This window comes from Streptomyces sp. NPDC048734 (assembly GCF_043198675.1).
Taxonomy (GTDB): domain Bacteria; phylum Actinomycetota; class Actinomycetes; order Streptomycetales; family Streptomycetaceae; genus Streptomyces.
In genome coordinates, this window is record NZ_JBICUZ010000003.1 from 164762 (window position 1) to 186492 (window position 21731).

The 21731-nt window shown below is 73.7% G+C and carries 17 protein-coding genes; 6 read left to right on the plus strand and 11 right to left on the minus strand.

What is annotated here, in order from left to right; translation table 11 throughout:
- Positions 1–109: 109 nt before the first annotated feature.
- Positions 110–2110 (plus strand): NAD-binding protein, encoded by a 2001-nt coding sequence (locus ACGFQC_RS09765; RefSeq protein WP_363087449.1) that lies wholly within the window; start codon positions 110–112, stop codon positions 2108–2110.
- A gap of 391 nt (positions 2111–2501) precedes the next feature.
- On the opposite strand, the gene ACGFQC_RS09770 is transcribed toward ACGFQC_RS09765, so the two are convergent.
- Positions 2502–4319: a prolyl oligopeptidase family serine peptidase gene (locus tag ACGFQC_RS09770; RefSeq protein ID WP_363087450.1), complete on the minus strand. Its 1818-nt coding sequence runs from the start codon at positions 4317–4319 to the stop codon at positions 2502–2504.
- A gap of 354 nt (positions 4320–4673) precedes the next feature.
- Between ACGFQC_RS09770 and ACGFQC_RS09775 the strand changes: the two genes are divergently transcribed.
- Positions 4674–5594: an SURF1 family protein gene (locus ACGFQC_RS09775; protein ID WP_363087451.1), complete on the plus strand. Its 921-nt coding sequence runs from the start codon at positions 4674–4676 to the stop codon at positions 5592–5594.
- Here ACGFQC_RS09775 and ACGFQC_RS09780 read toward each other — a convergent pair.
- The 7 genes from ACGFQC_RS09780 to ACGFQC_RS09810 all read right to left on the minus strand — a co-directional run bounded on the left by ACGFQC_RS09780 (position 5555) and on the right by ACGFQC_RS09810 (position 12130).
- Positions 5555–6613 carry a hypothetical protein gene (locus ACGFQC_RS09780; protein ID WP_393288116.1) on the minus strand — a complete coding sequence of 353 codons (1059 nt, stop codon included), beginning with the start codon at positions 6611–6613 and terminating at the stop codon, positions 5555–5557. The two genes, ACGFQC_RS09775 and ACGFQC_RS09780, sit on opposite strands and share 40 nt — an antisense overlap.
- A gap of 125 nt (positions 6614–6738) precedes the next feature.
- Positions 6739–7407, minus strand: a complete 669-nt coding sequence (locus ACGFQC_RS09785; protein WP_393288018.1) for a SigE family RNA polymerase sigma factor — start codon at positions 7405–7407, stop codon at positions 6739–6741.
- A gap of 458 nt (positions 7408–7865) precedes the next feature.
- Complete coding sequence (locus ACGFQC_RS09790) at positions 7866–8918, minus strand: aspartate-semialdehyde dehydrogenase (RefSeq protein ID WP_363087452.1); 1053 nt, start codon at positions 8916–8918, stop codon at positions 7866–7868.
- Entirely contained in the window at positions 8915–10192 is a 1278-nt protein-coding gene (locus tag ACGFQC_RS09795; RefSeq protein WP_363087453.1) for an aspartate kinase, read from the minus strand. Before ACGFQC_RS09795 ends, ACGFQC_RS09790 begins: the two co-directional genes overlap by 4 nt.
- Before the next feature lie 220 nt (positions 10193–10412).
- Positions 10413–11072, minus strand: a complete 660-nt coding sequence (locus tag ACGFQC_RS09800; RefSeq protein ID WP_363087454.1) for a DUF5063 domain-containing protein — start codon at positions 11070–11072, stop codon at positions 10413–10415.
- Positions 11065–11664, minus strand: a complete 600-nt coding sequence (recR, locus tag ACGFQC_RS09805) for a recombination mediator RecR (protein WP_363087455.1) — start codon at positions 11662–11664, stop codon at positions 11065–11067. Before recR ends, ACGFQC_RS09800 begins: the two co-directional genes overlap by 8 nt.
- A 124-nt stretch (positions 11665–11788) precedes the next feature.
- Complete coding sequence (locus tag ACGFQC_RS09810) at positions 11789–12130, minus strand: YbaB/EbfC family nucleoid-associated protein (protein ID WP_363087456.1); 342 nt, start codon at positions 12128–12130, stop codon at positions 11789–11791.
- A gap of 293 nt (positions 12131–12423) precedes the next feature.
- Between ACGFQC_RS09810 and ACGFQC_RS09815 the strand changes: the two genes are divergently transcribed.
- A complete protein-coding gene (locus tag ACGFQC_RS09815; RefSeq protein WP_363087457.1) occupies positions 12424–13179 on the plus strand; it encodes an SLATT domain-containing protein in 756 nt (251 codons plus the stop codon).
- A gap of 184 nt (positions 13180–13363) precedes the next feature.
- Here ACGFQC_RS09815 and ACGFQC_RS09820 read toward each other — a convergent pair whose 3' ends face one another.
- The 3 genes from ACGFQC_RS09820 to ACGFQC_RS09830 form a co-directional block, all read right to left on the minus strand.
- Entirely contained in the window at positions 13364–15151 is a 1788-nt protein-coding gene (locus tag ACGFQC_RS09820) for a serine/threonine-protein kinase (RefSeq protein WP_363087458.1), read from the minus strand.
- Positions 15152–15276: 125 nt separating this feature from the next.
- Complete coding sequence (locus ACGFQC_RS09825) at positions 15277–15825, minus strand: MarR family transcriptional regulator (RefSeq protein WP_363087459.1); 549 nt, start codon at positions 15823–15825, stop codon at positions 15277–15279.
- Positions 15822–16442 (minus strand): type 1 glutamine amidotransferase family protein, encoded by a 621-nt coding sequence (locus ACGFQC_RS09830; RefSeq protein WP_363087460.1) that lies wholly within the window; start codon positions 16440–16442, stop codon positions 15822–15824. Before ACGFQC_RS09830 ends, ACGFQC_RS09825 begins: the two co-directional genes overlap by 4 nt.
- A gap of 186 nt (positions 16443–16628) precedes the next feature.
- Between ACGFQC_RS09830 and ACGFQC_RS09835 the strand changes: the two genes are divergently transcribed.
- The 3 genes from ACGFQC_RS09835 to ACGFQC_RS09845 all read left to right on the plus strand — a co-directional run bounded on the left by ACGFQC_RS09835 (position 16629) and on the right by ACGFQC_RS09845 (position 21698).
- Positions 16629–17984: an aspartate aminotransferase family protein gene (locus ACGFQC_RS09835; protein ID WP_363087461.1), complete on the plus strand. Its 1356-nt coding sequence runs from the start codon at positions 16629–16631 to the stop codon at positions 17982–17984.
- A 283-nt stretch (positions 17985–18267) separates the two neighbouring features.
- Positions 18268–18969: a GntR family transcriptional regulator gene (locus tag ACGFQC_RS09840; RefSeq protein WP_363087708.1), complete on the plus strand. Its 702-nt coding sequence runs from the start codon at positions 18268–18270 to the stop codon at positions 18967–18969.
- The gene (locus ACGFQC_RS09845; RefSeq protein WP_363087462.1) at positions 18966–21698 is read left to right on the plus strand and encodes a glycosyltransferase; all 2733 of its coding nucleotides are present in this window, start codon (positions 18966–18968) and stop codon (positions 21696–21698) included. The genes ACGFQC_RS09840 and ACGFQC_RS09845 overlap by 4 nt, the downstream gene beginning before the upstream one ends.
- The last annotated feature ends 33 nt before the right edge of the window (positions 21699–21731 follow it).

Here is a 21731-nt window from a genome sequence, read left to right on the forward strand (position 1 = left end):
TCCGCTCGTTCAGGGCGGATCTGGAACCACCCGTCGCGGTGAGGCAGTCTTTCCCCTCGTGGCTGGTCTACCGAATCAGGGTCCGGCGCCGGGCGGGTCCGGCGCACACATGGTGGTGTGCGGCGATGACGGGCTCGCGCACCGGCTGGCCGCGGAGCTGCGCGGGGTGTACGAGGAGCAGGTCACGCTCGTCGTCCCACCTTCCGAGCGGGCGGTACGGCCGCCTGTCGTGGGACGTGCCCGCGCGGTGTCCGTGGCGCTGCTCGACCGGGTGGTGAGCGCTGCCGTCAATCGGGCCGCCGGGAACGGCGGGGGGACGGGAGCGGGGACCGCGGCGGGAACTGCGGCGGGGACAGGAGCCGGGTCGGGCGCGGTTGCCGGTACGGCGGGAAGTGGCGAAGCCGGTTTCGTGGGGCGGGTGTTGGAGGCCGTCGAGCCGACCGAGGCCGTGCTCGCCGAGGCAGGGGTGGAACGAGCGGCCGCGCTCGCGCTCGTCTACGACGACGACGAGACGAACATCCGCGCCGCCCTCACCGCCCGTCGGCTCAACCCCCGGCTGCGGCTCGTCCTGCGGTTGTACAACCGGCGGTTGGGGCAGCACATCGAGGAACTCCTCGACCAGGCTGCCGCCTTGGCGATGGTCGGCGGGGGCGGCGGGTCCGCGGTGGGGGACGCCTCCACGACCGTACTGTCCGATGCCGACACCGCCGCGCCCGCGTTGGCCGCGACCGCCGTCGCCGGCACCAGCAAGGTCGTCCAGACGGACGGGCTGTTGCTGCGGGCCGTCGAACGGCCCGCCCGCGGAGCCGGACGGGCCGCCGATCCCGGGCTGGCCACGCTCGCCCTGCTGTCCGCGACGAGCAACGACCCGGCCTTCGCGGACGGTTCCGAGACCAGCGGGGAGCAGGGACCGCTGCTGTTGCCGGACGCGGCCACGGTCGCCGCCGCGAACGGGCGGGGCAGCGTCGTGCTGGAACAGGTGTCGTACTCGGCCGGGCCCGCGTTGCCCTCCGGGCGGGGGGTCGGGGTCGTGGCACCGTTCGCCTCCCTGTTCTCGCGGCGGCTGCGGTGGTCGCTGGCGGGGCTCGTGGGGTGTGTCGTCGCGCTCGCGGTGGCGTTGTGGCTGGTGAGCGGCGTCCATCCGCTGGGGGCGGTGTATCTGACGCTGCTGGATCTGTTCGCGATCAACGATCCGGCGGTGGGGGAGTCGACCGAGCGGCAGGTTCTTCAACTGCTCTCCGGGCTCGTGGGGTTGCTGCTGCTGCCGGTGTTGTTGGCGGCCGTGCTGGAGGGGCTGGGGACGTTCCGGGCGGCCGGGGCGTTGCGGCGGCCGCCGCGGGGGCTGGGTGGGCATGTGGTGCTGCTGGGGCTGGGCAAGATCGGGACGCGGGTGCTGACGCGGCTGCGGGAGCTGGACATTCCCGTGGTGTGCGTGGAGGCCGCCCCGGAGGCACGGGGGGTCGCGGTGGCGCGGCGGTTGCGGGTGCCGGTGGTGCTGGGGGACGTCACGCAGGAGGGGGTGCTGGAGGCGGCGAAGATCCATCGGGCGCATGCGTTGCTGGCGGTGACCAGCTCCGACACGACGAATCTCGAGGCCGCGCTGTACGCACGGTCCTTACGGCACGATCTGCGGGTGGTGCTGCGGTTGTACGACGACGACTTCGCGACCGCGGTGTACCGCACGTTGCGGGCGGCGCATCCGCAGGCGTTGACGCGGAGCCGGAGCGTGACGCATCTGGCCGCGCCGTCGTTCGCGGGGGCGATGATGGGGCGGCAGATCCTGGGGGCGATTCCGGTGGAGCGGCGGGTGCTGTTGTTCGCTTCGCTGGAGGTCGGGGGGTACGGGCAGTTGGTGGGCAAGACGGTGGGGGAGGCGTTTCGGGCCGGGTACTGGAGGGTGCTGGCGTTGGAGGGGGCCGGGCGGGAGTCGTCCGGGGCGGGGGACGAGGGGCGGGGGGCCGGCGTCGGGGTGGGGGCCGGGGTGGGGCTGGTGTGGGATCTGCCCGACTCGTATGTGCTGCGGGGGGAGGACCGGGTGGTGTTGGCCGCTACGCGGCGGGGGTTGGCGGAGTTGTTGGGGCGGCGGCGGAGGGGAGCGGCGGGAGTGTAGCCGCCTTCTTTTCTCGCCCCCGCCGCCCCTGCCCGTCCCGTCCCCAGGGGCTTCGCCCCTTCGACCCCGGCGGGGACTCCGTCCCCCGCACCCCGGCCACCGGAACCCGCTCCGGAGGTGGCTCCGCCCCCGCGCCCCGGCCGCGGAAAACCGCCGCGTAGGGGGCGGGAACCCTGAACACCGACCGGGAACACGCCCCTCACACTCCCGACCGCGGAAACCCGCTCCGGAGGGGCGGGCCCCCGGGACGGCGGCGGGGGGCGTGCCCCTTGCTCTCGCGGCACGGTGGCCCGCCCCGGGAGGGTCGGCGGTCCCCGGGCACCGGCGAGGTGTCGCGCGCCCGGTCCCGGTCTCCGCACCCCTGTGGCAGGGGGCCGGTGTCAGGGTTTCCTCAGTGGTTCAGGTGTTTCTCCGCGAACTGCAGTTCCAGGCGGACCTGCTTGATGCGTTCGTCCACCACCAGGGAGCCGTGGCCCGCGTCGTAGCGGTAGACCTCGTGGAGGGCTCCTCTCGTCTCCAGGCGGGTCACGTAGTTGTCGACCTGGCGGATGGGGCAGCGGGGGTCGTTGACGCCGGCCGAGATGTAGACGGGGGCCTTGACCTGGTCCACGTAGGTCAGGGGGGAGGAGGCCGTGAAGCGGTCGGGGACCTCCTCGGGGGTGCCGCCCAGGAGCGTGCGGTCCATCGCCTTGAGGGCTTCCATCTCGTCGTGGTAGGCCGTGACGTAGTCGGCCACCGGGACCGCCGCGATGCCCAGTGCCCACGCCTCGGGCTGGGTGCCCAGGCCCAGGAGGGTCAGGTAGCCGCCCCAGGAGCCGCCGGTGAGGATCAGGCGGTCGGGGTCGGCCAGGCCCGAGGCCACCGCCCAGTCGCGGACCGCCGCGATGTCCTCCAGCTCGATCAGGCCGACCCGGTGCTTCAGGGCGTCCGTCCAGGCGCGGCCGTAGCCGGTGGAGCCGCGGTAGTTGACGCGGACGACCGCGTAGCCGTGGTCGACCCAGGCGGCGGGGCCGGCCGCGAAGGAGTCGCTGTCGTGCCAGGTGGGGCCGCCGTGGATGTCGAACACGGTGGGCAGGGGGCCGCTCGTGCCGGCCGGCTTCTGGACCAGGGCGTGGATGCGGCCGCCGGGGCCCTCCACCCACACGTCCTCCACCGGCACCGACCCCGGGGACTTCATACCGGGCGGGTCCAGGACCGGCTCGCCCGTCGTCGAGCGGACGGTGGGCGGCTCGGCCGCCGACGACCACAGGTACTCCACGCTGCCGTCGGGGCGGGCCGTCGCGCTCGAGACCGTGCCCGGCGGGGTCGGCACCCGCACGAGTTCCCGGCTCGTCAGGTCGTAGCGGAACAGCTCGCTGCGGGCCTCGAAGCTGTGCGAGACCAGGAGCCCGGAACCGTCCGGACACCACTCCGCGCCCACGTCGCCCGGCAGGTCGAGGGCCAGGTCGCTCTGCTCGCCGGTCGCCACGTCCCAGACGAGCGGCTCCCAGCGGCCCCGGCGCTGGTGGCCGATCAGCAGGCGGGTGTCGGCGTCGACGGGCGCGAAGCCCAGCACCTCGAGACCCAGTTCCCGGGTGCCGCCCTCGGTGTCGTCCAGTTCGGCGACCGTGGAGCCGTCGGGGCGCAGGACACGCAGCGCGGAGTGCATCGCGTCGCCGTGTTCGGTGTGCTCGATCGCGATCAGGGTGCCGTCGTGGGACAGGTCTCCGACGCCCGCCGACTCGCGGTGGCGGTACAGCTCGACCGGCGCCTCGCCGAGCCGCGCCACATGGATCGTCGTGCCGTCCTCGTCCGTGGAGCGACCCACCACCGCCGTACGGCCGTCCCTGCCCAGGGCCAGGCCCGCCGGGTACGACGGGTCGAGGCCCGGTGTCGCCAGTTCGTCCTCGCCGCCCTCGAAGGGCTGGCGGCGCCAGACCCCGAACTCGTCGCCGTCCTTGTCGTCGAACCACCAGATCCAGGCGCCGTCCGGGGAGAGCACGCCGTCCGTCGTGCCGTTGGCCCGGTTCGTCACCTGGCGCTGTTCGCCGGTGGACCGGTCCCAGGCGTACAGCTCGTACGTCCCTGTCGCGTTCGACACGAACAGGGAACGGTCCGGCGCGTCCTCCGCCCAGTCGGGCAGCGACACCCGGGGCGCCCGGAAGCGCTTCTCCCAGTCCGGCATCTCCTCGTACCGCTGCGGCGCGGCGGACCCGTTGCTCTCAGTCATGGCCCCATACTGCCCGCCTCCGCCGACAAAGGAGCACCACGGCCCCCAGCCTGTGGACAAACACGAGGCCACCCACGACCGCGCCTGTGGAAAACCCCGGTCCGCCGCGGCCACGCATGTGGACAAACCCGGAAGCCACGCATGTGGACAAACCCGGACCGCTCCCCGCCACCCTGTGGACGGACCCGAGCCGCCGCAGCCGCGCGTGCCCACCCCGCCGGCCCACCCCGCGGCCGCCCGCGCGCTCGCCCGGCCAATTCACCCGCCCTCCGCCGAACCACCCGCACCCCGCGCGCCCTCCCCGCGCCCACCCCGCGGACCACTCCCCCGCCGCCGCCCCGTACCGTTGTCGGTGTGTACCGGTTTCTGCTGACGCCCCGTTGGTGGGGGATCAACGTCTTCGTGCTGCTGGCCATCCCCTTCTGCGTGTTCATGGGGTCCTGGCAGCTGAGCCGGTTCGAGGCGCGCGTGGACGACCACCGCAGCGCCGAGGCGCAGGCCGACTCGGCCCGCACGCAGGCACCGCGCCCGCTGGCCGAGATGCTGCCCGTGGACAAGGCCACGTCCGGCAGGCGGGTCACCGCGAGCGGGCGGTACGGCGACCAGCTGCTGGTCCCCGACCGCGAGCTGGACGACCGGGCGGGCTTCTACGTGCTGACGCTGCTGCGCACCGACGGCGGCAGGGCCCTGCCCGTGGTGCGCGGCTGGCTGCCCGGTACGGCCGACGCCGCCAGGGCGCCGGCCCCGCCGGCCGGCGAGGTCAGCGTCACCGGCGCGCTCCAGGCGCCCGAGACGCCCGGTGACAACGGGGTGAGCGCGCGGGGCGGGCTGCCGCCCGGCCAGACCGGCGCGATCAGCACGGCCTCGCTGGTCAACCTCGTCTCCGACGACCTCTACGACGCCTGGGTCACCCTCGACACCGCCGACCCGGGGATGACGGCGGTGCCCGCGCGCGCGCCGAGCGGCACGGGGCTGGACCTGAAGGCGTTCCAGAACCTCGGTTACACCGGTGAGTGGTTCGTGTTCGCCGGGTTCGTGGTGTTCATGTGGTTCCGGTTGCTGCGGCGCGAGATCGAGTTCGCGCGGGACGCGGAGCTGGGGATCACCGGGCCCGACGCCTCCGCGTCACCCGAGGCCCCCGCGCCCACCGGATCCCCGGCCCCACCCGGCTCCCCCGCGTCCTCCAGCTCCCCCGCGTCCGGCTCCCCCGAGTCCTCCGGGTCGCCCGCGGCGGCTCAGGACGCCGACGTCGACGCCAGCACGCCCGTCCGGTAGACCGTTCCCGCGCACGCGTCCGGCACCGTCGCGCTCACCGTCGGCGAGCCGCCCTCCGCCGTGTACGTCACCAGGACGCTGCCGTCGGCCGTGCCGTCCTCGGTGAACAGCTGGGGGGCCGTGCCGGACGTGCCGCCGGTCGTGCCGTCCGTGGTGCCGCTCTGCTCGCTCGGGGAGGGGTCCGGGGAGGACGAGGGGCCGCCGGTGGTGCTGCCGCCGTCGGTGCCGCCGCTGGTGGGGCAGGTCTCGGAGGGCACCCAGGCGAACCGCACGTCGTACGCCGAGCCCGGGGCGAGGGCCAGCTGGGAGACGTAGAGGGAGGGGTCGGGCAGGTTGGCCGCCGCGTCACCGGAGGTGTGTTCGGCGAGGGTGATCTTCGCGGGGTCGGCGGCGCCCTGTGCGGTGGGCGTCACGGACACGCTCCCGCCGACGGTGCAGCCGCTGTCGGAGACGTTGACGACGCGGAAGGTGCCGTAGACGACGCCGGCCGAGTCGGGGACCTCCACGACGGCGCTGGAGTCGCCCAGCTGGGACGTGGTGCAGGCGGGGGCGTCGGCCGGGGAGGTGGCGGCGGGGCCGGTGCCGTCGGGTGAGCCGGTCGCGCTGCCGGAGGCCTTGGCGCCGGCGGTGTCCTCGGTGCTGTCCTGGCCGGGCCGGCCGGTGGTGCCGGCGGGGGCGCCGACCTTGCCGGAGGTGCCGCCGTCGGGGTCCTCGCCCTCACCGGCGCCGCCCTGGGTCTGGGAGGCCTGGCCGGCGATGGAGGGGTTGGCGTCGGAGCCGCCGGACTGGGAGACGTGCAGCAGGGCGGGGACGGCGGTGCCGACGAAGAGGGCCGCGGCGGCCATCCCGACGGCGGCCTGGCGCTTGCGGGCCCGGCGGGCGGGGACGGCCCGCCGGAGGTGCTCCAGCGTCCCGTCGCCCGGCGCCATCTCCTGGACCGCCTGGTGCAGCATGCGGCGCAGTGCCAGCTCGTCCGAGTCGAGCCCGTCGGGACTCTGGTCGTCGAGGTGGTGGTTCACGGTTCCGTTCCCAGCGTGCGATTGCTTCGGCTCTTGCTTGTGCGGCGGCGTCATCGGCTCGTGCCACGCGTACGGCTCGTGCCGCTCGCGCGCGTCCCCGCCGTCGGGTTCCTCGCCCAGCGCGCTCACGCCGCCGCCCCCATGGCGACGCGCAGGGCGGCGATGCCGCGCGACCCGTAGGCCTTGACCGAGCCGAGCGAGATGCCGAGGGTCTCGGCGACCTGGGCCTCGGTCATGTCGGCGAAGTAGCGCAGGACGAGGACCTCGCGCTGGCGGCGCTGGAGGCCCTTCATCGCCTTGATGAGGGAGTCGCGCTCCAGCTGGTCGTAGGCGCCCTCCTCCGCGCTGGCCATGTCCGGCATCGGCTTGGAGAGCAGCTTCAGGCCGAGGATGCGGCGGCGCAGGGCGGAGCGGGAGAGGTTGACGACCGTCTGGCGCAGGTAGGCGAGGGTCTTCTCCGGGTCGCGGACGCGTTTGCGCGCGGAGTGGACGCGGATGAAGGCCTCCTGGACGACGTCCTCGCAGGAGGCGGTGTCGTCGAGGAGGAGGGCGGCGAGACCGAGCAGCGAGCGGTAGTGGGCCCGGTAGGTCTCGGTGAGGTGGTCGACGGTGGTGCCGGCGGCGGCCACCTCGTCGGTGTCACGCTGGCTGGGTACGCGGGCAGGCCGCGCTGCGGGCATGGGCGCGATCACCGGCATGCCGCCGGGCGCGCCGGGCATGCGGGGTCGGAGGGCGCCGCGGGGCGGCCGTAGGGCCGTGCCGCGGGTCGCCGGGAAGTCGAGAACCTCTGCCACGTCTGTTGGACACGTTTCCCCCCGCCGGGGTTGTACGGGCCGGCCGCGAGTTTTGCGCCGGACGTCGGCCCACCCCCTCGCGCCCCTGCCCCGGATGCCCCGCTCGCACCCGCCGGCAGCCGCACGGGCGGCGCCTCCCATGCCCTCATCTGTCCCGTTCTTCCCCTGTATGTCATCTGTACGGGCGCCCCCACGCCCCGATCCCCGCGTCCCCATACGCCGGGATCACACCTCCGCGCACCCCGAAGGGTGACCGCAAAGACGCTCCCCGCGCTCCGCGTGGTTGCGGAGGGCGGGGAGGAAAACCTTCGAACACCATAGGTGTCCGATACAAGTGGTGCCGGCCGTCGACCTGCTCACATCGCCGTACGACAGATCCTACAAACGACGAAGCCGCCGGCCGGGGAATTTCCGGACGCCGGCTCCTGTCCCACCAAGCGTTGCGGACGCCGCGAACGTCACCCGTGCTCCGCCGCCACCAGTTCGGCGATCTGCGCGGTGTTGAGGGCGGCCCCCTTGCGCAGGTTGTCCCCGCACACGAAGAGTTCGAGCGCCGTGGGGTCGTCGAGCGCCCGGCGCACCCGGCCGACCCAGGTGGGGTCGGTGCCGACGACGTCGGCGGGCGTGGGGAACTCCCCGGCGGCCGGGTTGTCGAAGAGGACGACGCCGGGGGCGGTGGCGAGGATCTCGCGGGCGCCGCCGACGGTGACCTCGTCCTGGAAGCGGGCGTGGACGGTGAGGGAGTGCACGGTGATCACCGGCACGCGCACACAGGTCACGGCGACGGGCAGCTTCGGCAGTCCGAGGATCTTGCGGGACTCGTCCCGAACCTTCATCTCCTCCGACGACCAGCCGTCCTCGCGCGGCGACCCGGCCCACGGCACGACGTTCAGCGCGACCGGCTCCGGGAAGGGTCCCGTCCGGTCGCCGACGGCCCGCCGTACGTCACCGGGGCTGGTCCCCAGTTCCGTACCGGCGACCATGGACAGTTGCCGGCGCAGTGTCTCCACGCCGGCCCGGCCCGCCCCGCTGACCGCCTGGTACGACGACACCACCAGCTCGCGCAGGCCGTACTCGGCGTGCAGCGCGCCCAGCGCGACGATCATCGACAGGGTGGTGCAGTTCGGGTTGGCGACGATGCCGCGGGGCCGGTTGCGCACGGCGTGGGCGTTCACCTCGGGGACGACCAGGGGCACGTCCGGGTCCATCCGGAAGGCGCCCGAGTTGTCCACGACCACCACGCCCCTGGCGGCGGCGAGCGGCGCCCACCGCTCGGCGACCTCGTCCGGCACGTCGAACATCGCGACGTCGACGCCGTCGAAGGCCTCCTCGGTGAGCGCCACCACCTCGACCTCCTCACCGCGCACGGCCAGCTTGCGGCCGGCCGAGCGCGGCGAGGCGATCAGTCGGATCTCGCCCCAGACGTCGGCGCGCTGGGACAGGATCTTCAGCATGACCGTGCCGACCGCTCCGGTCGCTCCCACGACCGCGAGCGTCGGTCGTCGGATCATCGCCCGGTGCCCCCGTAGACGACGGCCTCGTCGCTGTCGGAGTCGAGCCCGAAGGCGGTGTGCACGGCGCGCACGGCCTCCGGCACGTCGTCGGCGCGGGTGACCACCGAGATGCGGATCTCGGAGGTCGAGATCAGCTCGATGTTGACGCCCGCGTCGGACAGTGCCTTGAAGAAGTCGGCGGTGACGCCCGGGTTGGTCTTCATGCCGGCGCCGACGAGGGAGATCTTGCCGATCTGGTCGTCGTAGCGCAGGGAGTCGAAGCCGATGCCGCTCTTGTTCTTCTCCAGGGCGTCGATCGCCTTGCGGCCCTCGGACTTCGGCAGCGTGAAGGAGATGTCCGTGAGGCCGGTGGAGGCCGCGGACACGTTCTGCACGATCATGTCGAGGTTGATCTGCTCGTCGGCGACCGTGCGGAAGATCGTGGCCGCCTCGCCCGGCTTGTCCGGCACGCCGACGACCGTGATCTTGGCCTCGGAGGTGTCGTGCGCGACACCGGAGATGATGGCCTGCTCCACCTGCTTGTCCCCTTGCTCGATCGGCTCGCTGCTGACCCAGGTGCCCGGAAGTCCGCTGAAGGACGAACGGACGTGGATCGGGATGTTGTACCGGCGGGCGTACTCCACGCAGCGGTGGAGCAGCACCTTCGACCCGGACGAGGCCAGTTCGAGCATGTCCTCGAAGGAGATCCAGTCGATCTTCCGGGCCTTCTTCACCACGCGCGGGTCGGCGGTGAACACGCCGTCGACGTCGGTGTAGATCTCGCACACCTCGGCGTCGAGGGCGGCCGCGAGGGCCACGGCGGTGGTGTCGGACCCGCCGCGCCCCAGCGTGGTGATGTCCTTGGTGTCCTGGCTGACGCCCTGGAACCCGGCGACGATGGCGATGTTGCCCTCGTCGAGCGAGTCACGGATCCGGCCCGGCGTGACATCGATGATCCGGGCTTTGTTGTGGACCGAGTCGGTGATGACACCTGCCTGGCTGCCGGTGAAGCTCTGGGCGGAGTGGCCCAGGTTCTTGATCGCCATGGCCAGCAGGGCCATGGAGATCCGCTCTCCGGCGGTCAGCAGCATGTCGAGCTCGCGCCCGGCAGGGATCGGGGAAACCTGCTCCGCGAGATCGATCAGCTCGTCCGTCGTGTCGCCCATCGCGGAAACCACTGCCACCACCTGGTGGCCGTCCTTCTTGGCTTCCACGATCCGCTTGGCGACGCGCTTGATGCCCTCGGCATCGGCTACGGAGGAGCCTCCGTACTTCTGCACGACAAGGCCCACGTGCGCTCCTCGCTCAGTTTGTCTTTTTCCGCACGTACGCCCTTGTACTGCGGGTCGGCTCAGTCTAACGAGCGCCCGAAAACCGCCCCCGGGATACCGCATGGTGAGACTCCCGGGGGCCGTCCGGGCAGGTCGTCCAGGACAGTCCCTGCCCACTGACACCGAAGTGAAAGCCGGGAGTGAGGTTTCCCGCACTATCGGCACGCGGAGCGGCCGAGTGCTACCTGAGCGACCCCGGTCCCGGGTGGCCGCCGATCTCCTCGGCCATCACCAGGCCCGCCTCGAACTCCAGGGTGTCGTCGCCGTCGCCCTGGTCGGTGTCCAGGCCGTCCAGTTCCTGCAGGGGCTGGTTGAGGCGGACGTGGGCCAGGACCGAGTGGAGGGCGCGCAGGGTCGCCGAGGCCGTGGCGCCCCAGTTGGAGAAGTACGAGAACTGCCACCACCACAGGGCCTCGGAGGTACGGCCGGCCCGGTAGTGGACCATGCCGTGCCGGAGGTCGGCGATGACGTCGGCGAGGTCGTCGGAGATGCGGGCGGGGACGGGCGCCTTGCGGGGCTCGTAGGGGTCGAAGACCTCGGAGTAGACGTCGACCGGCTCCAGGAGACGGGCGAGGTTCTCGCGCAGCTCGTCCGCGTCGGGCTCGAATCCGGGGTCGGGCTCGTAGCGCTCGTCGGGGACGATGTCCTCGTGGGCGCCGAGGCGGCCGCCGGCCAGCAGCAGCTGGGAGACCTCCAGCAGGAGGAAGGGGACGGCCGAGTCCGGCTCGTCGCCCTTGGCGACCTCGGAGACCGCGACCAGGAAGCTCTCGATCTGGTCGGCGATCTGGACGACGAAGTCGTCCGGGTTCTGCTCGGTCGCGTGCAGCGTGGCGTCAGACATCTAGGAGTCGTCTCCCCTCGAAGGCGCGGCCGAGCGTGACCTCGTCCGCGTACTCCAGGTCGCCACCCACCGGGAGGCCGCTGGCCAGGCGGGTGACCTTCAGGCCCATGGGCTTGATCATGCGGGCGAGGTACGTGGCCGTCGCCTCGCCCTCGAGATTCGGGTCCGTGGCGAGGATCAGCTCCGTGACGGCGCCGTCGGCGAGGCGGGCCAGCAGTTCCCTGATGCGCAGGTCGTCGGGGCCGACGCCCTCGATCGGGCTGATCGCCCCGCCCAGGACGTGGTACTTGCCCCGGAACTCGCGGGTGCGCTCGATCGCCACCACGTCCTTCGGCTCCTCCACCACACAGATGACGGAGAGGTCGCGGCGGGGGTCGCGGCAGATGTTGCACAGCTCCTCCTGCGCCACGTTGCCGCAGGTCGCGCAGAAGCGGACCTTCGCCTTGACCTCCATCAGGCACTGCGCGAGACGCCGTACGTCCGTCGGTTCCGCCTGGAGGATGTGGAAGGCGATCCGCTGCGCGCTCTTGGGACCGACGCCGGGGAGCCGCCCCAGTTCGTCGATGAGGTCCTGGACCACGCCTTCGTACAACGGACTGCCGTCCTTCCTGAGGTTCCTTGCAGTACGTACGGTAGTTGGCCGCCGCCCGTCCTAGGAAGGCGGTGCGGGCGTCGCGTGGGCGACGGACATCGAAACGGCCGGGCCCGGGGCGGGGTCAGAACGGCAGGCCGGGGATGCCTCCGCCGCCGAGCCCCTGGGCGAGCGGGCCGAGCTTCTGCTGCTGGAGGTTCTGCGCGTTCTCGTTGGCCGCCTGGACGGCCGCGACGACGAGGTCGGCAAGGGTGTCGGTGTCCTCGGGGTCCACCGCCTTCGGGTCGATCTTCAGGGCGCGCAGCTCGCCGGCGCCCGTCACGGTGGCCCGCACCAGGCCGCCGCCGGCCTGGCCGTCGACCTCCGTGTTCGCCAGCTCCTCCTGGGCACGCGCCAGATCCTGCTGCATCTTCTGGGCCTGCTGGAGCAACTGCTGCATGTTGGGCTGGCCACCACCGGGAATCACGATCAGCTCCTCTTCCGGGCCTTGTTCGGTACGGGGTTTTCCCGCTCGGCACGAGCCTACGTGGTCTGTGCGGGTGTCGCTCCAGCACTCTTTCGAGTGAGTCCCGGGTGTGGCCTATACCTGATCAAGGCCCACTTCCGGGCGGAAAAGAGGCGAACCCTTCCTCTTCGCCACCCATTGGGAGGTAGGAAAGGGTCCGGCGCATCAGCACCGGGAGTCACGGTGGCATCGGACGGCATCGGGTGGCATCAGGCTTCGCGCGACGGGATCGGTCGGACAGTAGGGAGTGCCGGGTGGGTCAGCAGCCGGAGAGGCAGCCCGAGGGTCCGTCCCAGGACGGGCGGAGCGGGGGCGCGGCATGGCTGCGGCCGGGCGACCTGACCGGGCGGGCCTTTCCGCTCGGGGACTGGGGCGAGCCGGCCGAGCGGCTCGACGAGCTGTACCGATGGGTCGAGCGGGGCGCGCTGGACACGGCCGCCTGGTACCTCGCCGACCGGGTGTGGAAGCGGCGGGTGGCACGGGTCCTGCGGGGCGGGGCCGCGGCGGGGGCGGTGACGGGGGCGGCGCTGCCGCTGCTCGACGTCGCCGGGGCGACGGGCGGGGTGGCGCCCTGGGGGTACCTGGCGCTGCTGGCGGCGGCGGCGTGCCTGGCCGGCGACCGGTTCTTCGGGCTGACGGCCGGGTGGATGAGGGACATGGCCACGGCGCAGGCGGTGCAGCGGAGGCTGCAGGTGCTGCAGTTCGAGTGGGCGGCGGAGAGCGTGCGGGAGGTGCTGGGGCCGGCGGAGGGAACGGCCGGCGAGGCCGCCGAGCGGTGCCTGGGGGTGCTGCGGCGGTTCTCGGAGGACGTGACCGAGCTGGTGCGGGTGGAGACGGTGGACTGGATGGTGTCGTTCCGCACGGGGGCGGCGCCGATGGGGTTGCAGGGGGTGGGCGTCTCCGAGGGCGGGGGTCGGGGTGCCGGGGTGGCTCACGGGCGGGTTCCGTTGCCGCCCGGGGGTGCGGGGCGGCCCCACATGCCCCGGCAGCGGCCGCCCGAGCCGCGGTGACCTGCCGGTGGCCGGGCCGACCGTGACCTGCCGGTGGCGGGCCGACGGTTTCCTCGCCCCCGCCGCCCCTTCCCGACCCGATCCCGGGGACCGCGCCCCCCCGGACCCCCGCATTCGGCCTGAACGGCCTCGTCCTCGATCACCGGACGGGCTGACATGTCCTGAGCGGCGCCTTTCAGCCGCGTCAGCTCCGGCTGTACGTCAGCTTTTCGCCGGTCGTGGGGTTGAGGCGTTCCAGCCGGCCGTCCGACAGGAGCGTCACCTCCGTGGCCGCGCCCGGGGAGCAGGAGGAGAGGGGTTCGCCCGTGGTGACCTTCGAGGGGCCCAGGGCCAGGGGCGACCGTGCGGTCGGGACCTGGCTCAGGGCGGCAGCGAACTCGCAGTGGTAGGCATCGCCGTCGGCCACCAGGCGCAGGACCGTGTCGCCCACCTCGCCCTGGGTGAGGGTCAGGCGGCGGGTGTCGGCACCGTTGATCGTGGTGGTCCAGGTGCCCAGGTAGGCCTCGGGGATCCGGCCCTCCTCCGGTGAGGGGGACGGGGAGGAGGGGGAAGGCGACGGGGACGGGGACCCGGAATCCGTCGGCGTCGCGGGGGCCGACGTCGTCGGGGCCGGGAGCGCGCCGGAGGTGCCGTCGTCGCCGTTCATGAGCGCGTACACCGTGCCGCCGGCGGCGAGCGCGACCACCGCGGCGATCACGCCGAGCAGCACCGTGGAACGGCCGCCGCGGCGGGGCGGGTCCTGGAGGTCGTCGGTGTGGCCGGGGTGGCCGGGGTCGTCGCCGCGCGGGGTTCCGTGCGCCACCGCGTCGGCCGCGTAGGGGTTGTGCGGGACCGGCACCTGCATCGGCATCGGCATCGGCGCCTGCGTCGGTGGCGGCATCGGTTGCCGGGGCGGGGCCGGGTACTGCTGGGGGTGGCCGTACGCCGGGTGGGGCGCGGCCAGGGTGGGGACGTGGTCGGGCGGGGCCGCGAGGGTGCCGCGGGGACCCAAGTGGTGCGGGGCGGCCTGGGTGAAGGCTCCTTGGGGGTCCTCCGTCTCCAGGAGCCGCACGGCGTGCCGGCCCAGCTGGGCGACGAGGGCGCCCGGCAGCCACGGGTCGCGGGAGCGGCCGTCGGCGACGGTGTCCTCGGCGCCGGTGCGCTCCAGGATCCACTCCAGCGTGGGCCGGGTCGCCGGGTCCTTGCGCAGGCAGGCGCGGACCAGGTCGGCGATGCCCTCGGGCAGGCGCGTGAGGTCGGGCTCCTCCTCTGCTATGCGGAACAGCAGCGCGTGGACGCCCTGCTGGTCGGCGGAGCCGAAGGGGAGGTCGCCGGTGGCGGCGTAGGCGAGGACGGAGCCCAGGCAGAAGACGTCGCACGCGGGCGTGATCCGGTCACCGCGCACCTGCTCGGGGGCCATGAAGCCCGGCGAGCCGATCAGCGCGCCGGTCTGGGTGAGGCCGCCGTCGCCGAGCCGGGTCAGGTCACCGTCGCCGGTCACGGTCTCCAGGGCCCGCGCGACACCGAAGTCGATGACGCGCGGGCCCTCGATGGTGACCATCACGTTGGACGGCTTGAGATCGCGGTGGACGATGCCGGCCGCGTGGATGTTGGTGAGGGCGTGCGCGAGGCCGGCGGCGAGGATGCGCACCGACCGCTCGGGCAGCGGGCCGTGGTCGTGGTCCACCACCTGCTGGAGGCTGGGCCCGGCGACGTAGCCGGTGGCGACCCAGGGCACGGCGGCCTCGGTGTCGGCGTCGAGGACGGGTGCGGTCCAGAACCCGCCGACGCGCTGGGCGTTGCGCACCTCCTGGCGGAACCGTGCCCGGAACTCCTCGCGCTCGGCCAGTTCCGGCCGGACCAGCTTCACGGCGACGGTCCGTCCGCGGTCCGAGCGGGCCAGGAAGACCTGCCCCATACCGCCCGACCCCAGCCGCCCGAGCAGCCGGTAGCCGCCGATCCGCTGTGGATCCCCCGGCCCCAGCTTCTCCATGGCAGCTTCGCCTTTCCCCCACAGATGTGATGCCGCCGAGGATAAACCGGCCGTTCCGGGAGTCGAGCGGTGTGGTGTCTACGGTTCCGTAACAGGCGCTTCGGGCCGGGGTCTCCCGGTCCGAGTCACGGCCGTGCCCGTGACGGGTCCTCGGCGCGGGCCCCCTGACGTGGCGCGGCGCGGGACTCCGGGCGGGACTCGGCGCGGGACTCCGGGCGGGACTCGGGACCGGGCGGCTCCAGTTCCTCCAGCACCCGGGACAGCCGTTCCAGCACGCGGACGGCCTCGGCCAGCTCCGCCTCGCCGTACGCCTCGGCCAGCCGGTCGGCGAAGGCCGCGTGGCCGGGGTCGACACGGGCGATCGCGGCGCGCCCGCGCGCGGTGGGCGCCAGCAGTTTCGCGCGCCGGTGCGCCGGGTTGGGCCGGTACTCCGCGAGCCCCCGGCCGACCAGCAGGTCGGACACGCGCTGCACGCTCTGCCGCGTGATGCCCATGGCGCGGGCGATGCCGGACACCGGGAGGGGCTCGGTGAGGACCGCGCCGAGCACCTGCCACCACGCCGCGGTGAGGCCGGAGGGCCGGGCGAGCTCCTCCGCGACGCCGAGGAACTGGCCGTTGAGCCTGAAGACACCGAGCGCGCTCCGGCTGAGCAGGTCCTGCCGCTCCCGGCTCACCGCGTCCCGGCCTTCTGCAGGACGGCGTAGGCCTCCGGGTCGGAGTCGTGGAACAGCCGGTACCAGGCGTCCAGCACCTCGCCGTCGTACACGCCGAGGAGGCGGAGGACCTCGCGGGCGAAGGCGACGGGCTCGGTGGGTCCGGCGGTGATCAGGTTTCCGTCGGTGACGGCGTCGGCGTCGACGTAGCGGTCGCCGCCCCCGTATCCGGTGGCGGTGAGGTAGAAGGAGACGGCGCTGGTGTGGGCGCGGTCGTCGAGCAGGCCGGCACGGGCGAGTCCGGCGGTGGCGCCGCAGATCGCCGCGACGGGGGTGCCCGCGGCCAGGAACTCCCCCGCCGCCCGGGCGAAGGGCGCGAGGTCGTCGGAGGTGTCCCACAGGTCGGCGCCCGGCAGGATCAGCAGCGCGCCGTCCTCGGGGCGTACGTCCGCCAGCGCGAGGTCGGGCCGGACCCGGAGTCCGCCGAGGCTGGTCACGGGGTGCGTCGAGGGGCCGACCGTGCGGATCTCGTACCCGCCCCGGGCGAGGTGGGCGGTCGCGTGGCCGGTCTCCCAGTCGGCGAGGGTGTCGTAGACGGCGAGGTACACGGGCTTGCGGGTGGCGCGGCTGGTGTTCATGACTTCTCCTCGGCCGGTGGAGCCTTATGACAGCATGCTGCCTTTTCGACAGCATGCTGTCAATAAAGGTCCGCCGTCGTGGTCCGGTCCTGCCGTTCACGCCCGACAACCTGTCGCGGAATCCCCCCGCCCACGGAACAGGACGCCGATACCGCTTCCGCATCGCGGACATTTACGCTCGCCCGCATGACCCCTCAGACCGACCCCCAGGCCGGCGCCGCCGTGAAGGCCGCGGACCGCGCGCACGTCTTCCACTCCTGGTCCGCGCAGGAACTCATCGACCCGCTCGCCGTGGCCGGCGCCGAGGGGTCGTACTTCTGGGACTACGACGGCAGGCGCTACCTCGACCTCACCAGCGGGCTCGTCTACACGAACATCGGCTACCAGCACCCCAAGGTCGTCGCCGCGATCCAGGAGCAGGCCGCGCGCCTGACCACGTTCGCGCCCGCCTTCGCCGTCGAGGCCCGCTCGGAGGCGGCCCGGCTGATCGCCGAGCGCACCCCCGGCGACCTCGACAAGATCTTCTTCACCAACGGCGGCGCCGACGCCGTGGAGCACGCGGTGCGCATGGCGCGCCTGCACACCGGGCGGACCAAGGTGCTGTCGGCGTACCGCTCCTACCACGGCGGCACCCAGCAGGCCGTGAACATCACCGGCGACCCGCGCCGCTGGGCCTCCGACTCGGCCGCGGCCGGGGTCGTGCACTTCTGGGCACCGTTCCTGTACCGCTCCCGCTTCTACGCGGAGACGGAGGAGCAGGAGTGCGCGCGGGCGCTGGAGCACCTGGAGACGACGATCGCCTTCGAGGGGCCCGCGACGATCGCCGCGATCGTCCTGGAGACCATCCCCGGCACCGCCGGGATCATGGTGCCGCCGCCCGGCTACCTGGCCGGCGTCCGCGAGCTGTGCGACAAGTACGGGATCGTCTTCGTCCTGGACGAGGTGATGGCCGGGTTCGGGCGCACCGGTGAGTGGTTCGCGGCCGACCTGGCGGGGGTCGTGCCCGACCTGATGACCTTCGCCAAGGGTGTGAACAGCGGATACGTGCCGCTGGGCGGCGTCGCCATCTCGGGCGCGATCGCGGAGACCTTCGGCAAGCGGCCGTACCCCGGTGGCCTCACCTACTCGGGGCACCCGCTGGCCTGCGCCGCCGCCGTCGCCACGATCAACGTGATGGCGCAGGAGGGCGTCGTGGAGAACGCGAGGGACCTCGGCGCCTCCGTCGTCGGGCCGGGGCTGCGGGAGCTGGCCGAACGCCACCCGAGCGTCGGCGAGGTGCGCGGTGTCGGCATGTTCTGGGCGCTGGAGCTGGTGAAGGACCGCGAGACGCGCGAGCCGCTGGTGCCGTACAACGCCACCGGTGAGGCGAACGCGCCGATGGCCGCGTTCGGGGCCGCCGCGAAGAAGGCCGGGGTGTGGCCCTTCGTCAACATGAACCGCACCCACTTCGTGCCGCCGTGCAACGCCGGCGAGGCGGAGCTGAAGGAGGGGCTCGCGGCGCTGGACACGGCGCTGTCGGTGGCCGACGAGTACACCGCGTAGCCCCCGGGCGGAGCGGACGGCCCCCGGGCGGAGCGGACGGCCCTCGGTCACACCGGGCGGCGGTCGAGCGCACGGACGACTGCCGACGACGGCTGCCGGGGGCACCGACGGCCGTCGAGCGCGCCGGACGGCCGCGGGTGTGCGGACAAGCCGCGGACCAGCTCCTGAATTCGTCGAACGCGTAAGGTGGCGTGCTCGTACATACCGACGAGCACGCCATCGGCCGATGGCGCTCACGCCGTCGACCGGCGTACGCGACGAGGACGAGGGAGACGCCCCGACCATGCCCGGCAGCAGCGGCAAGGGCGCCGTGACCCGCAGCACCCTGCGGCAGCAGATCGCCGACGCCCTGCGCGACGAGGTGCTGGCGGGACGGCTCCAGCCGGGCCAGGAGTTCACGGTGAAGGAGATCGCCGACCAGTACGGCGTCTCCGCGACGCCCGTCCGCGAGGCACTGGTCGATCTGTCGGCGCAGGGGCTGCTGGACGCCGACCAGCACCGGGGCTTCCGGGTGCACGAGTACACCGTGGCCGACTTCCGGGGGATGGTCGAGGCGCGCAGCCTGGTCATCGAGGGCATGTTCCTCGCCCTGGACGAGGGCAGGCAGCCCTTCCGGAGCCTGGACGACCCGCGGATCGCGGCGGCCGTCGCGGGGGTGCGCCGGCGCGGCGAGGAGGCGCAGCGGGCCGCGGCGGCCGGCGACCTCACCGTGCTCATCGGCTACGACCTGCGGTTCTGGCGCGAGCTGAGCGCCCTGTTCGGCAATCCCTACCTCGCCGACTTCCTGAACCGGCTGCGCCTGCAGACCTGGGTGTGCCTGGTGCAGCACCTGCGCCGGCTGACCGAACTGCGCGGCAACCTGTGGTCCGGCCACACCGAACTGGTCGACGCCCTCCACCGCCGCGACACCGCCACGGCCCGCACTATCATCGACGCTTACCACACGCACTCCCTCGCGCTGATCGAGCGGCTGGCGGCCGGATGAGCGGGACGGACACCGCCGAGGAGTCCCACGGCGCCCCCGAGTCCCGAGAAGTGCCCGAGACCCGCAGCGCCCCCGAGACCCGCAGCGCCCCCGAGACCAGTCGGGTCCCCGGGACCCGCAGCGCCCCCGAGACCGGCCGGGTCCCCGAGTCCGGCGTCGTCCCCGAGTCCGACAGCGCCCCCGAGACCCGCAGCGCCCCCGAGACCGGTCGGGTCCCCGAGACCCGCAGCGCCCCCGAGACCGGCCGGGTCCCCGAGTCCGGCGTCGTCCCCGAGTCCGACAGCGCCCCCGAGACCCACGACGTGCCCGCGTCCCGCCGGCCTCCCGCCCTCTCCGTCGTGGTCCCCGCCTACAACGAGGAACAGCGGTTGGGCCCCACCCTCGACGCGCTCACCCGGCAGCTCGCCGCCGCCGGGGACCGGTGGGACGGCTGGGAGATCGTGGTCGCCGACGACGGTTCCACCGACGCCACCCGCGAGATCGTCACCCGGCGCCGCGACCCCCGGCTGCGGCTGGTCACCAGTCCCCGCAACCGCGGCAAGGGCCACGCCCTGCGGCTCGGCGTGGGCGCCAGCCGGGGGCGCCGGGTGCTGATCACCGACGCCGATCTCGCCGTGCCCGTCGGCGAGTTGGAGCGGCTCGACGAGGCTCTCACCGAGGGCGGCGCGGCGGTCGGCTCCCGTGCCGTGCCCGGGGCGACGCTGGGCGAGCGCCGGCACCCGGTGCGCGAACTGCTCGGCGGCGCGGGCAACCTGCTCATCCGCGGGACGGTTGTGCGCGGGATACGCGACACCCAGTGCGGGTTCAAGCTGTTCGACGGCGAGAAGGTCCGCGCCGCGTTCGCCGCGTCCCGGCTGGACGGCTGGGCCATCGACGTGGAGGTGCTGCGCCACTTCCAGCGGGCGGGCTGGCCGGTCGCCGAGGTGCCCGTGCACTGGTCGCCCCGGCCCGGCTCCAAGCTCCGCCCGCTGGACTACCCGCGCTTCCTGCGCGACCTGGTCCGCCTGCGCCTCCCCGCCGTGAGGGCCGCCGACGCCGTCGCCTGCGCCCTGTTCCTCGCCATGGCCGTCGCGCTCTACGCCGGCCGCTTCTTCGACCCGGCGCACCGTTATCTCACCGACTCCCTCCAGGACCAGAACCAGTGGGAGTGGTTCTTCGCGGTGACCGCCGACAACGTCGTACACCTGCGGAACCCGCTGTTCAGCGACCTCCAGGGGGCCCCCGACGGGGTGAACCTGATGGCGAACACCGCCATGTTCGGCCTGTCGGTCCCGCTCACCCCGGTCACGCTCCTGTGGGGTCCGGCCGTCGCCCTCAGCCTGGCGATGACGCTGGGTCTCGCGGCCACCGCAGCGGCCTGGTACCGGCTGATGCTGCGCCGGCTCGTGACGCGGCGCGGGGCGGCCCTCACCGGGGCCGCGCTGGCCGCCTTCGCGCCGCCGATGGTCAGCCACGCCAACGCCCACCCCAACTTCGTCGTCCTGTTCATGATCCCGGTGATCGTCGAGCGGACCCTGCGGCTGTGCGCGGGCACCCGGGTCACCCACGACGCCGTGGTCCTCGGCCTGATGACGGCCTACCAGGTGTTCCTCGGCGAGGAGGCCCTGCTGCTGGCCGCGCTGGGCATGGTCCTGTTCGCCGCCGCCCACGCGGCCGCGCGCCCCCGCGCGGCCCGCGCCGCCGCACGTCCCCTGCTGCGCGGCCTGGCGCTCGCCGCGGCGGTCTGCCTGACCCTGGTCGTCTACCCGCTGGCCTGGCAGTTCTCCGGACCGCAGAGCTACACCCACCTCGACCACGGGCCCGGCGCCGCCAACCCGGTGCGCGCCCTGTTCACCTTCGCCGAGCGGTCCCTCCTCGCCGGCGACGCCGGCCGGGCGGACGCCCTCTCCCTCAACCGGACCGAACAGAACGCCTTCTACGGCTGGCCCCTGCTCCTCCTCGCCCTCGCGATCACCGTCGGCCTGTGGCGCCGGCCCGTCGTCAGGGCACTGGCGTTCACCGCGGCCGCCGCGGCCCTCCTCTCCCTGGGCCCGCGCGTCCGCGTCCCGGCGACCGGCGCCGAGCTCCCCGGCCCCTGGGCACCACTGGCGCACCTGCCGCTGCTGGAATCGGTCATCGTCGGCCGCGTCGCGCTGATCTGCGCGCCCGTCCTCGGCATGCTGCTCGCCCTCGCCGTCGACCGGTCGGCGAGCATCCGCTCCCCGGCCCCGCGGTACGCCGTCCCGCTGGTCGTCTGCCTGGCCCTGCTCCCCCTGGTCCCGGCCCCGCTGCGGTCCGAGCCGCGCGCCGGGGCGCCCGCCTTCTTCACCGACGGCGCCTGGAAGGGGTACGTCGGCCCCGGCGAGTCCCTCGTGCCGGTGCCGCTGCCCGACCCCACCGCCGCCGAGGCCCTGCACTGGCAGACCGCCGCCGGCCTCGGCTTCCGGATGCCGGGCGGCTACTTCAACCGGCCCTACGGCGACGGCGACCGCGGCGGTGTCTACGGCGTGCCGCTGAACTGGACGGCGGGCCTGCTGAAGGACGTGCGGGAGACGGGCTTCGCCCAGGTGATCGACGACCGGGCGCGGGAGCAGGCCCGGCGGGACCTCGCGTACTGGCGGGCGGGCGCGCTGGTGCTCGCGCCGCAGCCGCACGACGGGCCGCTGCGGGCCACCGTGGACGAGCTCGTGGGCCGGCCCGGTAGGTGGGTGGCCGGAGTGTGGGTATGGGACCTGCACGAAGGGAGCTGACGCAGGACGCACCGACTACCCTTCCCAGTTCGG

Coding starts and splice junctions, on each gene's coding strand:
- ACGFQC_RS09790 (WP_363087452.1), bottom strand. CDS start 8,918: ATGATCCGACGACCGACGCTCGCGGTCGTGGGAGCGACCGGAGCGGTC.
- ACGFQC_RS09765 (WP_363087449.1), top strand. CDS start 110: ATGGTGGTGTGCGGCGATGACGGGCTCGCGCACCGGCTGGCCGCGGAG.
- ACGFQC_RS09830 (WP_363087460.1), bottom strand. CDS start 16,442: ATGAACACCAGCCGCGCCACCCGCAAGCCCGTGTACCTCGCCGTCTAC.
- ACGFQC_RS09845 (WP_363087462.1), top strand. CDS start 18,966: ATGAGCGGGACGGACACCGCCGAGGAGTCCCACGGCGCCCCCGAGTCC.
- ACGFQC_RS09770 (WP_363087450.1), bottom strand. CDS start 4,319: ATGACTGAGAGCAACGGGTCCGCCGCGCCGCAGCGGTACGAGGAGATG.
- ACGFQC_RS09800 (WP_363087454.1), bottom strand. CDS start 11,072: ATGTCTGACGCCACGCTGCACGCGACCGAGCAGAACCCGGACGACTTC.
- ACGFQC_RS09840 (WP_363087708.1), top strand. CDS start 18,268: ATGCCCGGCAGCAGCGGCAAGGGCGCCGTGACCCGCAGCACCCTGCGG.
- ACGFQC_RS09835 (WP_363087461.1), top strand. CDS start 16,629: ATGACCCCTCAGACCGACCCCCAGGCCGGCGCCGCCGTGAAGGCCGCG.
- ACGFQC_RS09820 (WP_363087458.1), bottom strand. CDS start 15,151: ATGGAGAAGCTGGGGCCGGGGGATCCACAGCGGATCGGCGGCTACCGG.